Here is a 14,050-nt window from a genome sequence, read left to right on the forward strand (position 1 = left end):
GATGAGCTTAATTAAGTTAATTGACTTTCCGTCTTTAGGTGATGAACGAGGCGGATTAGTCGCCCTTGAAAGTAACAAAAACATACCATTTGATATTAAACGAGTGTATTACATTTTTGGTACTGAGCAAGATGTTGCGCGAGGTTTTCACGCACATAAGCAGTTAAAACAAGTAGCAGTATGCATAACAGGTAAATGCCGAATGTTCCTTGATGATGGGAATACAAAAGAAAGTGTATGGTTAGACTCTGCCACTAAAGGTGTTTTGATAGAAGACATGGTATGGCGAGAAATGCATGATTTTAGTGATGACTGTGTATTACTTGTTTTGGCGAGTGAGCACTACGATGAATCAGACTATATTCGTAACTATGATGAATTTATAGAGACAGTGAAAAATGATTCATAAAATGACTGACGTGCAATCAGTTAATATTGGCGAACAAACTAATATTTGGCAATTTTGCGTTGTGCTAGCCGGTGCTGTAATTGGTAGTAACTGTAATATTTGCTCGCATTGTTTTATAGAAAATGATGTTGTTATTGGTAACAATGTGACTATTAAAAGTGGTGTACAAGTATGGGACGGTATAACGATAGAAGACGATGTTTTTATTGGCCCTAATGTTACCTTTACCAATGATATAAAGCCTCGTTCAAAGCAGTACCTGACTAGTTTTTTAAAAACTTCAGTCGCTAAAAATGCTTCTATTGGTGCTAATGCGACTATTTTACCTGGAATAACCATTGGCGAAGGCGCTATGGTTGGCGCTGGAGCGGTAGTTACTAAAAATGTAGCCCCTCACACAACGGTGATTGGTAATCCAGCAAAAGAGATAAACACATGATCCCCTTTTTAAATTTACAAGAAATAAATGCTCAATACCAAGAAGAGCTAAAAGCGGCCTGTTCAAGAGTCATCGACTCGGGCTGGTATTTGAACGGTAATGAACTCAATACCTTTGAAAAAGAATTTTCAGCCTATTGTGTTACTGATTATTGTGTAGGCGTTGCTAATGGTTTAGATGCGTTAACGTTAACACTTAGAGCATGGAAAGAGCTTGGAAAACTCCAAGATGGTGATGAAGTGATCGTTCAAGCTAATACTTATATTGCATCTATATTAGCGATTACCGAAAACAACTTAACACCTATATTAGTTGAGCCTAATGAGTCAACATTTAACCTATGTCCAAATACTGTTAAACAAGCAATCACGCCAAAAACTAGAGCGATATTACCTGTGCACCTTTACGGTCAAATATCATCTATGCCAGCGCTTATGAAAATAGCGCAAGAAAATGACTTGTTGGTATTAGAAGATTGCGCACAAGCACATGGCGCAGCTATCAATGGAAAAAAAGCTGGTAGTTGGGGGCACGCTGGTGCATTTAGTTTTTACCCGGGTAAAAATTTAGGCGCTTTAGGTGATGCCGGCGCTGTGACAACCAATGATGAAGAGCTAGCTGAAACAATTAAAGCGTTAGGTAATTATGGTTCCGCTAAACGTTATGAGCACAAACTGAAAGGTGTAAACAGCAGAATGGATGAAATTCAGGCTGCCATGTTAAGTGTTAAGTTAAAGCATCTTGATAACGAGATAAAAGCTCGCCAAACCGTCGCACAAAAATATCTAACAGAGATTAATAACCCATTAATTGAGCTACCGGTAGTTGGTGATATAAATTCCCATGTTTGGCACTTATTTGTCATCAAAACAGACTGCCGTGCAAAGTTAGCAAGTTATTTAGCAGATAATGGTATAGAAACGTTAATTCATTACCCTACAGCGCCTCATAAACAAGGTGCATATAAAGAATGGAACAATAATGTTTTTCCTCTATCTGAAAAACTACATCAACAAGTATTGAGTTTGCCTATTAGCCCAGTAATTGAAAATTCAGCGGTAGAAAAGATTATTTCAGTAATCAATAACTACAAATGACATTAATAAAAACCTCACTAATGAGCTTTATTGCAACAGTGGTAAAGTTGTTAGCGGCCTTGGTCATTAATAAAGCGGTCGCATTATATATTGGGCCAAGTGGACTTGCTGTAATTGGCCAATTTCAAAATATGTTGCAATTGGCTATGACAGCTTCGCAAGGTGCTATAAATGCGGGCGTTACTAAATATACAGCGGAAATCGGAGCAGACAGTGAAGAGCTACCAATATTATTTAGTACAGCGTTTAAAATAAGCGTTACCTGCTCAGTAGTTGTTGGTTTATTATTAATTATATTTTCAAGCTATGCAGCAACTAATTTTTTAAAGGATAGTGCCTATAGCTATATATTTATAACACTTGGTTTCACCATTCTTTTTTATACATTAAATTCTCTGCTGTTATCTATAGTTAATGGTTTGAAAGAAGTGCCAACCTTTATTGGTATTAATATTACACAAAGTATTTATAGTTTAATATTTACAACGGCGTTGATTTACTTTTTTGGCTTAAAGGGCGCATTACTTGCTCTTGTTACAAATCAGTCTGTAGTATTTGTTTTTGTATTATGGAAATTAAGAAACCATCCCGTTATTAAATTACAGCACTTTAAAGCTAAATTTAATAAAATATTTGCAAGTAAGCTTGGCAAGTATGCCTTAATGAGTATAACTGCAGCTATTCTAGGGCCTGTTTCACATTTAATTATTCGAAATCATTTAGGCGAATCATTTGGTTGGGAAGCAGCAGGTTATTGGCAAGCCATTTGGTATATTTCATCAATGTATTTAATGGTTATAACCACATCATTAAGTATTTATTATTTACCACGGCTTTCTGAAATTAATAATAAAAGGGAATTACGAGAAGAGCTACTTCGTGGTTATAAGATAATATTACCCGTTGTTAGCTTATTAGCCATTAGTATGTTTGCTTTAAAAGATTTTATAATATTAATACTTTTCAGTGAAGATTTTCAGCCAATGCGAGAGTTGTTTTTATGGCAGTTAGTTGGCGATGTGCTTAAAATAACATCATGGCTATTAAGTTATGTGATGTTAGCTAAAGCTATGACTAAATCTTTTATGATTTCAGAAATATTAGCAACATGCAGTTTTGTTTTGTTAGCAATATTATTTACAAATAACTACGGTATAATTGGCATTACATACGCTTTTGCAGTTAATTATTTGCTATACCTTGTCTTAGTCTTTTTTCTTACGAAGAATTGTTTTTTTGATAAAACTTAATTGTTTACATGTTAAACTAACTATTTTTTATTTTGGTACATTATGTCTTTTTCTTTACAATATGAGAAAATATTAGCGTTTTTTATACTCATTTTATTTTCTCCTTCTTTTATTTGGTTAAGTTCAGGTGCCATTCAACTCGTCTGTTTTTTATTAATATTAGTACTTTCAATAAATCTTGTTGAATTTAGGTTTAATCATGCAATCTACATATATACGTGCTGGTTGATTTATTGCATTTTTGTTTTATTTTTTTATATTAGTAACATATCTTATTTAATTTTATTTGTAGCTTTGTCCTCTATGACATTTTTTTTACTTTTATTACCAGATAAGATAATCGTTTCAGCCTTTTTGTTTTTTTATAATATCTTCTGTTTTTTTGCTTTATTTTCGGTGATCACCTGGTTTTTGTTGTTTTTTGGTTTAATTAAAATCGAAAATATGATTTTTTTGAGAACAACCGAGGAAATAAAAGCAAGTAATAATGTAATATACTATAGTAACGTTTTTTCGAACTGGATGAATGCTACTACTCATTGCACGGGCTCGGGGTGTGTTAGTCGATTGATGGGGCCATTTAATGAGCCAGGACTTTGGGGAACACTGTCTGCATTATTACTTTGTATTAAAAAGTTTAAATTGAATTGGATGAATCTTATTGTTTTCCTTTCTGGGGTTTTAAGTCAGTCCCTAGCATTTTTTATTATAGTTACAGCAGCGCTATTATTAAATATATTAAGAGCAGGAGTTAAAAGTTCTATAATGTTATTAATGCTTTCTATCTTAATCTTTAATACATCATTTTTTGATTCTTTTGTTGCAAATAGACTTTCTAGTGATACAGGTATACAGGATAATAGGACAAGTGATAGCTTCGAAGTTGCTTATGAGAACTTTTTAAATAGTAAAGATATCTTTTTAGGTAGAGGAGTATACTCTGCCACTAAAGTATTAGATGGGAGCTCGTCTTACAAGTCTATTATTTATGATGTTGGTATATTGGGGGTGATTATATTTTTTGTTTTTCATTTCTATATTTTTATCTCTTCATATAAAAAGGAAAAATCTTGGTATTTAATTGTCTTTTGTTGTGTCTTTTGCTTATCCCTTTATCAGAGACCGTACATAATTACACCTGCAATATTTTTTATTTACTTAGCTGGTTGCAAAACCTTAGAGGTACAGCGTGATGATTGAGAAACCATTGGTTACTATTGTAGTACCATATTTTAATCACTCTGATTTCATTGAAACTTGCATACATTCTATAATGCAGCAGGACTTTAAAGATTTTGAGTTGATTGTTATAGATGACGGTTCAACAGATAATGGTTTTATTAAAATAAATAAATTAAAGAAAATATATAACTTTAAATTTTTAATAAAAGAAAATGAGGGTATTTCTTCCACGTTGAACTTAGCGCTAAAGTTAGCACGAGGGAAATTTTTTTGTGCTATTGCATCAGATGATATTTGGGGTATTAATAAGTTAATGATTCAAGTTCCATTTATGTTAAAAAGCAACCTTAAATGTACGAGTGCAATGAGTCTTCCTTTTAAACAGGATTTCGATATAAAAAAAGAGTTATATTCAAAAGAAAATGGGTATATAACTTATAATTTAAAAGATTTTTTATTTTCTCGGTCTAACATCCCCGCAATAAATTTAGTTTGGGATACACAGTTGTTAAAAAGCCTAGGAGGATACAATCCTGATACAAAACTCGAAGATTATGATGTGATTCTGAAATATATGAGCAAATATGAAAATATTATTGTTTTAAATAATATACTTTCATACTCACGTTTACATGGGAATAACACATCTGCAGATAGAGCATTAATTTATAGTGAAAAAATAAAACTTTTAGAAAATACTACCTTTTTAAATGATAAAGTTGTTAAGCGTGCAATTCTTCTTACTCAGATTCAAATGAATATATCTAGAAAAGATATTTCTTCTCTGTTTATTCTTTTACTTCGAGCTATTTCATCTGGTGCGACTATAGATCTCATAAAACTATTAAAGCATATTTTTTTAATTAAATTGCTAGTTAAGCATTAACGGGAGTCCCACATGACTATTCGGTGTATTGTTGGTCGTTTCCCACCGCCTATAGGTGGTGTGAGTATTTATACAAAAAGACGGTACAGTTATTTACTTTCTTTTTCTAATACCAACAAGATAGATCTATCTAAAAAAGCATTCATCATCAGACTTCTTTTTGATAAAAGTGACTTATACGAAGTCAATAGTTTAAATTTTTATGTAGTTCTGATTATGCTCTTAACAGGAAAAATATCACGAACTGTATTCATAGACCACAATGCATCACGTCATTATTCAGGCATGAAAAAGCGCTATCTATTATTCATTTTGAAATACTGTAAGCGAGTAAATGTTGTTAATAAGCAGCTCGCGAACTTTTACTCACCTGGCATCAAGACTGAAGTTATATCCCCTTTTATACCTCCAGATGAAAGCAAGGAGGGTATGATTTTAAAATCATATCCTCCGGGGCTTGTTGATTTTATGAACCATAATAACGTTTTTATTAATTCTGCATGGAAATATGTAGAATATGGTAATACAGATCTTTATGGGCTCGAAACATCTATAACGGCAGCAATGAAAAATAAAAGTATGAATTTATTATTGGCTATTGGAGTTTATCAGCCGGAATCTTTTTCAGATACTACAAAAAAGAATATGGATGTTTTACTTAAAGAAAATAGACTCTTTCTATTAACTGGCCAAAAAGAGTTATGGCCTCTATTTAAATTTAGCCCTATTTTTTTGCGATTAACACCTTATGATGGCGATAGTGTTAGTGTTAGAGAAGCGATATATTTTGGTTGTAAAGTAATAGCATCAGAGACCGCGTTTCGACCAGATGAGTGTATGTTGTATTCATATGAAAATAATGATGCATTGTTTAAAATAATAAATGAGATATAAATGAAACAAATACTCCAAGACATGGCTAAAGGAGGCTCGGCCATTGTTGAAGCCCCAGCCCCGCAAATCACAAAAAATAATGTATTAATAAATACCACTACTACGCTAATTTCAGCTGGTACAGAAAGAATGTTGGTTGACTTTGGTAAAGCCAACTTAATTGATAAAGCACGTGCACAACCAGATAAAGTGAAAATGGTGCTTGAGAAAATGCAAACTGATGGTGTGATGACCACCATTGATGCCGTTAAGTCAAAGTTAGCTCAACCATTACCATTAGGTTATTGCAATGTTGGTGTTGTTGAAAGTGTAGGCAAAGGTTCAGAAAGTTTTAAAGTTGGCGATCGTGTTGTATCAAATGGCCCACATGCAGACGTAGTGCGTGTTGCTAAGAACTTAGTGGCTAAAATTCCAGATAACGTGAGTGATGAAGAAGCATCATTTACCGTTGTTGCGAGTATCGGCTTACAAGGTATTCGTTTAGCTAACCCTACTATGGGTGAATGTTTTGTTGTAACAGGTGTTGGTTTAATTGGTTTATTAACAGTTCAAATGCTTAGAGCACAAGGTTGTCGAGTATTAGCCATTGATTTTGATCAATCTAAACTTGATTTAGCAAAGCAGTTTGGCGCAGAAACTTGTAATCCAGGTAAAGGTGAAGATCCTGTTGCTGCAGGTATGGCATTTAGTCGAGGTGTTGGTGTTGATGGCGTTATTATTACAGCATCAACTAAGTCTAATGATCCAGTTACTCAAGCAGCTAGAATGAGCCGTAAACGAGGCCGTATTATTTTAGTTGGTGTGATTGGTTTAGAGCTGAGCCGAGCAGATTTTTATGAAAAAGAATTAACTTTTCAAGTTTCATGTTCTTATGGCCCCGGTCGTTATGATCCTAGCTATGAAGAGCAAGGCAATGATTATCCATTAGCCTTTGTTCGTTGGACAGAGCAGCGAAATTTTGAAGCCATACTCGATATGATGTCGGGCGGCCAAATAAATGTTAAACCACTCATTACCCATCGTTTTAAATTTGAAAATGCGAGTGACGCTTATGATTTATTGACCACTGATAAAAGTGCCTTAGGTATTTTATTGCAGTTTGGATCTGATGTAACAAGTCGTCATGAAAAAACGATTAAATTAACGGCTACACCAAATTATCAGGCAAATAAGCCTGTTGTCGGTTTTATTGGGGCAGGTAATTATGCCTCGCGTATGCTAATTCCAGCTTTTAAAGAGGCTGGTGCACAGTTCCATAGTATTTCTACCTCTGGTGGCATTAACGGTGTTACGCATGGTGAAAAGGCTGGCTTTGCTGAAGCTACCACTGATACTCAGGCCATGATTGAAAACCCGAGTATTAATACCATTGCGATTGTTACACAACACAATAGCCACGCTTACTTTGTTCAACAAGCGTTAAAAGCGGGTAAAAATGTTTTTGTTGAAAAACCGTTAGCTATAACGCATGAAGAATTAGACGCTGTTGAAGCTGCTTATGAAGAAGCGATCAAAGCTGAGAAAGCGCTTAAATTGATGGTAGGTTTTAACCGTCGTTTCTCTCCACAAATCCAAAAAATGAAAGAACTACTGGATCCAATCAAGGAACCCAAGTCTTTTATTATGACGATGAATGCAGGAAATATACCTGCAGATCACTGGACACAAGATATTAACGCAGGCGGTGGTCGTATTATTGGTGAAGCCTGTCACTTTATTGATTTAATGCGTTACCTTGCAGGTAGTGAAATAGTTAGTGTACAAGCTCGTAGAATGGGTGATACCGATACTGTAGAGGTAACAGAAGATAAAGCTGCTATTATTCTTGGCTTTGCTGATGGTTCATTTGGCACTATTCATTATTTAGCAAATGGTGCAGCTAGTTTCCCTAAAGAGCGTGTAGAAGTATTTGCTGCAGGCGGTACTTTGCAGTTAGATAACTTTATTAAATTAAAAGGTTTTGGTTGGAAAGGATTTAAAAAGCTTAATTTGTGGAAGCAAGATAAGGGTCAAAATGCTTGTTCTGCTGCTTTCATTAATTCAGTAAAACAAGGTGATGAAGCACCAATACCAGCGAATGAATTATTTGAAGTTGCCAAAATAACTATTGATATTGCAGAGCAGTTGCGCGTTCAAAAATGAGTTTAATTAAACTAAAAACAGCACTCGAATTAGGTTTGCCAAACCTAATTCGAGTCTTTTTATATCAGTTAGGTTTGAAAATTGGTCTTAATAAAGTGAAAACGATTAAGAGTGATATTCAGTCAGGTGATTTCTTTACTCCTTATCATGGTGCTTTAGTCAATTCTAAAGTTAATTTACAGTGGGTTAATAAACATACATACTTTGGTCTTGAAAAGGCCGATTTAGCGTTGCCTAATTGGCATGAAAGCTGTTTGAATGGTGAGTTAGCTCCTTCAGATAAACCTTGGTATTTGATAGGCGACTTTAATAACCAGTTGGGTGATATTAAAGGCGTATGGGAAGCTTCACGATTTGATTGGTTGATTGGTTTTGCTCAACAAGCAGTTAGTGGTGATAAAGATGGTCTTGTTAATATTAATACTTGGCTAGCTGATTGGGTTGATAAAAATCCTACTTATAATGGTGTTAATTGGAAGTGCGGGCAAGAAGCTTCTATTAGGGTTATGCATTTGGCATTAGCGTCGTTTTTGTTACAGCAAACACAAGCCACTAGCCCCGCATTACTGAGTCTCATAAAAGCGCATTTGAAACGTATATCGCCAACAATTATGTATGCAGTTGCTCAAGATAATAACCATGGTACCTCAGAAGCTGCGGCACTTTATATTGGTGGTTCTTGGCTTGAGTTAAATGGCGACAAGGATGGTGCTAAATGGAAGAAGCAAGGCTTAAAGTGGCTTGAAAATAGGGCTAAAAAGTTAATTGAAGATGATGGTGGTTTTAGCCAGTATTCAGTAACTTATCATCGAGTTATGTTAGATACTTACAGCCTAGTTGAAGTTTGGCGACAAAAGCATAAGTTAAGATTATTTAGTCAACAATTATATAGAAAACTAAAAGCCGCGACTAATTGGCTATTCTATTTTACTGATAGTATTACAGGTGATGCTCCAAACCTTGGTGCTAATGATGGCGCGCGTTTAATTCCTCTAACGGGTACTGACTATAGAGACTTTAGACCTAGTGTTCAGCTCGCAAGTGTATTGTTTCATGATAAAGTCGCATATGACTTTGCTGGTGACTTTAATGTACCACTGAAATGGTTAGTACTGAAAACACCTACTAAGAGCCTTACTAATAAAGCTTCAATAGATTTTGTTGATAGTGGTTATACTTTTATAACTGCTTCTAATGCAACGTTATATTTTAATTATCCAAAATTTAAATTTAGACCAAGCCAATGTGACGCATTACATGTTGATTTTTGGCTGAATGGTCAAAATATATTTAGGGATGGCGGGACATTTAGCTATAATGCAGGTCAAAAATATATTGATTATTATGGTGGTGTAAAAAGCCATAATACTATTGAATTTGATTCACACGATCAAATGCCTCGGTTAAGCCGATTTTTATTGGGCGACTGGTTAAAAACAACTAGTAAAAAGCCACTTGAAATATCAGGTGATAAACAAGAAATTGCTGCTGGCTATAAAGATCGCTTTGGTTGTGAGCATATACGTGATGTTTCTTTACAGCCGAATCTATTAACAATAACAGATACAATTACTGGCTTTAAACAAAAAGCTATATTGCGATACAGACTGGCTCCCGCTAACTGGACATTAGTTGATAATACTCTTGTTAGTGAGTTATGTCGTATTAATGTTTCAGCAGATATTAGTATTAAGCGTATAGAACTAATTAAAGGTTTTGAGTCTCGTTATTATTACCAAGAATCAGAAATACCAGTACTTGAAATAGAAGTTAACAAGTCTGGAACACTTACCACGGAAGTACAATTTTAATTATGCATGTTTTATATTTTCACCAGCATTTCTCTACTCCTAGCGGCTCTACAGGTATTCGTTCATACGAAATGGCGCAGCGTTTATTAAAACATGGGCATCAGGTTACTATGGTCTGTGGTAGTTATGGTGGTGGTGAAACAGGTTTATCTCCAGAGTTTGTAAAAGGTCGCCGAGAAGGAATAGTTGATGGTATTCATATTATTGAATTTGATTTAGCTTATTCTAATGCTGATGGGTTAATCAAGCGAGCAGGAACTTTTTTAAAGTTTGCGCTTAAAAGTATTGGTATCGCACTAACATATAAATATGATGTGGTTTTTGCAACGACAACTCCTCTAACTGCAGGTATACCTGGTATTTTTGCTCGTTGGTTAAGGGGTAAACCATTTGTTTTTGAAGTACGAGATTTATGGCCAGAATTGCCAAAAGCGATGGGCGTTATTAAAAACCCTTTAGTGTTAGCTGCTATGTCAGCGTTGGAATGGTGCTCATATCGTTCAGCCCATCGCTGTATTGGTTTGTCACCCGGTATTGTTGAAGGAATTAAAAAGCGTGGTGTAAAAGCAAGTAAAGTTGAAATTGTACCTAATGGTTGTGATTTAAATATATTTGCAGAAGATGTTACACCGTGGCGACCTGATGGAGTAGCTGATACTGATTTAATGGCAGTATTCACTGGTACACATGGTCAAGCTAATGGATTAGATGCAGCACTAAATGCTGCTAAAGAGCTTAAAATTCGTGGTAGGGATGATGTAAAGTTGGTTTTAGTAGGACAAGGTAAGTTAAAAGAGAGCTTGCAAGCAAGAGCTAAACTTGAAGATCTTGATAATGTTATTTTCCACCCTCCTGTGAATAAAAGTAAATTAGCTGAGCTAATGAAGGGTGCTGATATTGGTATGCAATTATTGGCGAATATACCTGCTTTTTATTATGGTACATCGCCGAATAAATTTTTTGATTATATCTCTGCAGGCTTACCTGTTTTAAATAATTACCCAGGTTGGTTAGCAGGTATGATTAATGATAACGAATGTGGTTATGCCATTGATCCAGATAATGCAAAAGCTTTTGCTGATGCATTAGAAAATGCAGCTGATAATAAACAATTATTACCAGCTATGGGTCAAAGAGCGCAAGACTTAGCTAAACGTGATTTTAAACGACATAACCTAGCTGATAAGTGGGTTACTTGGGTTACAGGTGTAAAATAATGAAACGTATTTTTGATCTTATCGTTAGCTTATTGGCGTTTTTAATATTATTACCTGTAATTATTATTACCGCGATATTAGTTCGTTTAAAATTAGGCTCACCTATTTTGTTTACCCAAGAACGCCCAGGGCTTAATGGTAAAACCTTTAAAATGATGAAATTTCGTTCCATGCTTGATGCGGTTGATAAAAATGGTGTTCAATTACCAGACGATCAACGAATGACTGCTTTTGGTGGTTTTTTACGCTCAGCAAGCTTGGATGAGTTACCAGGGTTGTTTAATGTTATTAAAGGCGATATGAGTTTAGTGGGACCTCGTCCGTTACTCGTTCAATACTTACCGCTTTACAATAAAGAACAAGCACGCCGTCATAATGTACGTCCAGGTATTACTGGTTGGGCGCAAGTTAATGGCCGTAACGCAATTAGCTGGGAAGACAAATTTAAATTTGATGTTTGGTATGTAGATAATCAAAGTTTATGGTTAGATTTTAAAATTTTATTGTTAACGGTAAAAAAAGTGTTTGTCCGTGAAGGTATTAGCGCTGATGGTCATGTAACTATTGAGCCATTCAAGGGTACACCAAGTGAATAAAAAACTCGCAGTTATTGGTGCTAGTGGTCACGGTAAAGTTATTGCCGAACTTGCAGAAATACTTGGTTATCAAGTGACCTTTTTTGACGATGCTTATCCAAAAGTTTCTACGGTAGAACATTGGCTTGTTGCAGGAACTTTTAATGAATTAATGATAAACAAAGCAAACTTTGATGGTGCTGTTGTTGCCATAGGTAACGCTAATATTCGTCAAGCTATCACGGCTAAATTACAGCAAGCAGATATAAGTACTCCTACATTAATTCATCCTACGGCAAGTGTTAGCAAATATGCTCAAATAAAACATGGCAGTGTTGTAATGGCTGGCGCGGTTATTAATGCTTTTTCTTCTATTGGCGAAAGCTGTATTATTAACTCTAATGCCGTGGTAGAACACGACTGTAAACTTGCCGATTTTGTTCATGTGTGCCCTAATGCCGCTTTAGCGGGTGGTAGTAGCATTGGTGAACGCACTTGGGTAGGTATTGGTTCAAGTGTTCGTCAATTAATAAATATTGGCGCTGATGTACTTATAGGTGCGGGCAGTGTCGTTGTAAATGATATCTCAGCAGGTGTAACCGTGGTTGGTGTACCTGCAAAAGTTGTAAAGGATTAACATGCTTAATACCCCATTTTCTCCCTGGCCTAGTTTCACTCAAGAAGAAGCTGATGCCGTACAAAACGTTTTATTATCTAATAAAGTAAATTACTGGACAGGCCAAGAAGGGCGTGAATTTGAAAAAGAATTTGCCACTTATACTGGCAGTAAATATGCCGTTGCTTTAAGTAACGGGACACTTGCCCTTGATGTTGCCTTAAAAGCAATGAATATAGGGGCAGGTGATGAAGTGATTACCACGCCACGTACCTTTTTAGCGTCGGCTTCTAGCATTGTTACTGCCGGTGCAAAACCGGTATTTGCTGATGTTGATTTAAATAGTCAAAACATTACCGCAGAAAGTATTGCCGCAGTATTAACTGAAAAGACTAAAGCCGTTATTGTTGTGCATTTAGCGGGTATGTCTGCTGAAATGGATGCCATTATGGCGCTGAGTGAAAAGCATGGTTTTTATGTAATAGAAGATTGTGCACAAGCCCATGGCGCAAAATATAAAGGAAAAAGTGTTGGTTCAATTGGCCATGTGGGTGCTTGGAGTTTTTGCCAAGATAAAATTATGACCACAGGCGGAGAAGGCGGTATGGTAACTACTAGTGATGAAACACTATGGAAAACCATGTGGAGTTATAAAGACCATGGTAAATCTTACGATGCTATTTACCACAAAGAACATCCACCAGGTTTTAGGTGGTTACATGAATCATTTGGTACTAACTGGCGCTTAACCGAAATGCAAGCAGCTATCGGTCGTATTCAAATTAAACGCATGCCAGAATGGACGTCAAAACGTCAAGCGAATGCTCAGCAATTAGATTTAGCCGCTAAAGGGTTTGATTTAATTCGTTTGGTAGAAGTACCCGAATACAGCGAACATGCAGAATACAAACATTACATGTTTATTAAACCTGAGTTGTTAGCGGATGGTTGGGATCGCGATCGCATTGTGAATGAAATAGTCGCTAACGGCGTCCCGTGTTTTCAAGGCAGCTGCTCTGAAGTGTATTTAGAAAAGGCATTTGATAAAACTGATTTTAGACCTGAAAAGCGTTTACCTAATGCGGTAGAACTAGGTGAAACCAGTGTAATGTTTTTAGTGCATCCTACACTTACGCAAAGCGAAATTGAGAAGACAGTTCAAGTGCTTCAACAGGTATTGACCTTAGCTAGTAAGAAATAGATTCCGTATGAAGAGACCTACGGAATGACGGTGTTGGGGGGGTGGTAATGTTGAATTTTAAATGTTTAATTTTTAATGGTTAGTGCTCATCGCGCCTTCCTGAACTCGATTCAGGACCTGGGTTTTGATAATGGTTAATTTTGAATTGTGAATGTTTAATTGGTAGCTTTACTCGTCTTCCTGAACTTGATTCAGGACCTAGGTTTTTGCCCTTAACGCTTTACAACAAAGAAACGAGATTCCGTATTAAGCGACCTACGGAATGACGGGGCGGGGTGACCTACGGAATGACGAGGTGGCGCACTTGTCGTCTTCCTGAACTTGATTCAGG

Annotated in this window: 12 protein-coding genes and 2 pseudogenes; all 14 read left to right on the forward strand. The window is 35.8% G+C overall.

Annotated elements, in window-relative coordinates; genetic code table 11:
* Position 1: 1 nt before the first annotated feature.
* The 14 genes and pseudogenes from AC0UA9_RS09275 (at position 2) to AC0UA9_RS09340 (ending at position 13,719) form a co-directional block, all read left to right on the forward strand.
* Positions 2-409 carry a sugar 3,4-ketoisomerase gene (locus AC0UA9_RS09275; protein ID WP_475659462.1) on the forward strand — a complete coding sequence of 136 codons (408 nt, stop codon included), beginning with the start codon at positions 2-4 and terminating at the stop codon, positions 407-409.
* Between the two features lies 1 nt (position 410).
* Positions 411-626 (forward strand): annotated as a pseudogene (locus tag AC0UA9_RS09280) (LbetaH domain-containing protein); the annotation flags it as partial.
* A 42-nt stretch (positions 627-668) separates the two neighbouring features.
* A pseudogene (locus AC0UA9_RS09285) lies at positions 669-839 on the forward strand (DapH/DapD/GlmU-related protein); the annotation flags it as partial.
* A 5-nt stretch (positions 840-844) separates the two neighbouring features.
* Entirely contained in the window at positions 845-1,945 is a 1,101-nt protein-coding gene (locus AC0UA9_RS09290; RefSeq protein WP_475659464.1) for a DegT/DnrJ/EryC1/StrS family aminotransferase, read from the forward strand.
* Positions 1,942-3,195, forward strand: a complete 1,254-nt coding sequence (locus AC0UA9_RS09295; RefSeq protein WP_475659465.1) for an O-antigen translocase — start codon at positions 1,942-1,944, stop codon at positions 3,193-3,195. The genes AC0UA9_RS09290 and AC0UA9_RS09295 overlap by 4 nt, the downstream gene beginning before the upstream one ends.
* A gap of 303 nt (positions 3,196-3,498) precedes the next feature.
* The gene (locus tag AC0UA9_RS09300; protein WP_475659466.1) at positions 3,499-4,395 is read left to right on the forward strand and encodes a hypothetical protein; all 897 of its coding nucleotides are present in this window, start codon (positions 3,499-3,501) and stop codon (positions 4,393-4,395) included.
* On the forward strand, positions 4,388-5,263 hold the full coding sequence (locus AC0UA9_RS09305) for a glycosyltransferase family A protein (RefSeq protein WP_475659468.1): 876 nt from the start codon (positions 4,388-4,390) through the stop codon (positions 5,261-5,263). The genes AC0UA9_RS09300 and AC0UA9_RS09305 overlap by 8 nt, the downstream gene beginning before the upstream one ends.
* 12 nt (positions 5,264-5,275) lie before the next feature.
* Entirely contained in the window at positions 5,276-6,157 is an 882-nt protein-coding gene (locus tag AC0UA9_RS09310) for a hypothetical protein (RefSeq protein WP_475659469.1), read from the forward strand.
* The gene (locus AC0UA9_RS09315; RefSeq protein WP_475659470.1) at positions 6,158-8,299 is read left to right on the forward strand and encodes a bi-domain-containing oxidoreductase; all 2,142 of its coding nucleotides are present in this window, start codon (positions 6,158-6,160) and stop codon (positions 8,297-8,299) included.
* Complete coding sequence (locus AC0UA9_RS09320; RefSeq protein ID WP_475659471.1) at positions 8,296-10,110, forward strand: alginate lyase family protein; 1,815 nt, start codon at positions 8,296-8,298, stop codon at positions 10,108-10,110. Before AC0UA9_RS09315 ends, AC0UA9_RS09320 begins: the two co-directional genes overlap by 4 nt.
* Before the next feature lie 2 nt (positions 10,111-10,112).
* Positions 10,113-11,327 (forward strand): glycosyltransferase family 4 protein, encoded by a 1,215-nt coding sequence (locus AC0UA9_RS09325; protein WP_475659472.1) that lies wholly within the window; start codon positions 10,113-10,115, stop codon positions 11,325-11,327.
* Positions 11,327-11,923: a sugar transferase gene (locus AC0UA9_RS09330; protein WP_475659473.1), complete on the forward strand. Its 597-nt coding sequence runs from the start codon at positions 11,327-11,329 to the stop codon at positions 11,921-11,923. The genes AC0UA9_RS09325 and AC0UA9_RS09330 overlap by 1 nt, the downstream gene beginning before the upstream one ends.
* On the forward strand, positions 11,916-12,539 hold the full coding sequence (locus AC0UA9_RS09335; RefSeq protein WP_475659474.1) for an acetyltransferase: 624 nt from the start codon (positions 11,916-11,918) through the stop codon (positions 12,537-12,539). Before AC0UA9_RS09330 ends, AC0UA9_RS09335 begins: the two co-directional genes overlap by 8 nt.
* 1 nt (position 12,540) lies before the next feature.
* Positions 12,541-13,719, forward strand: coding sequence for a DegT/DnrJ/EryC1/StrS family aminotransferase (locus tag AC0UA9_RS09340; protein WP_475659476.1), 1,179 nt, complete (start codon positions 12,541-12,543; stop codon positions 13,717-13,719).
* Positions 13,720-14,050: the final 331 nt, after the last annotated feature.

This window comes from Colwellia sp. F1 (assembly GCF_056238625.1).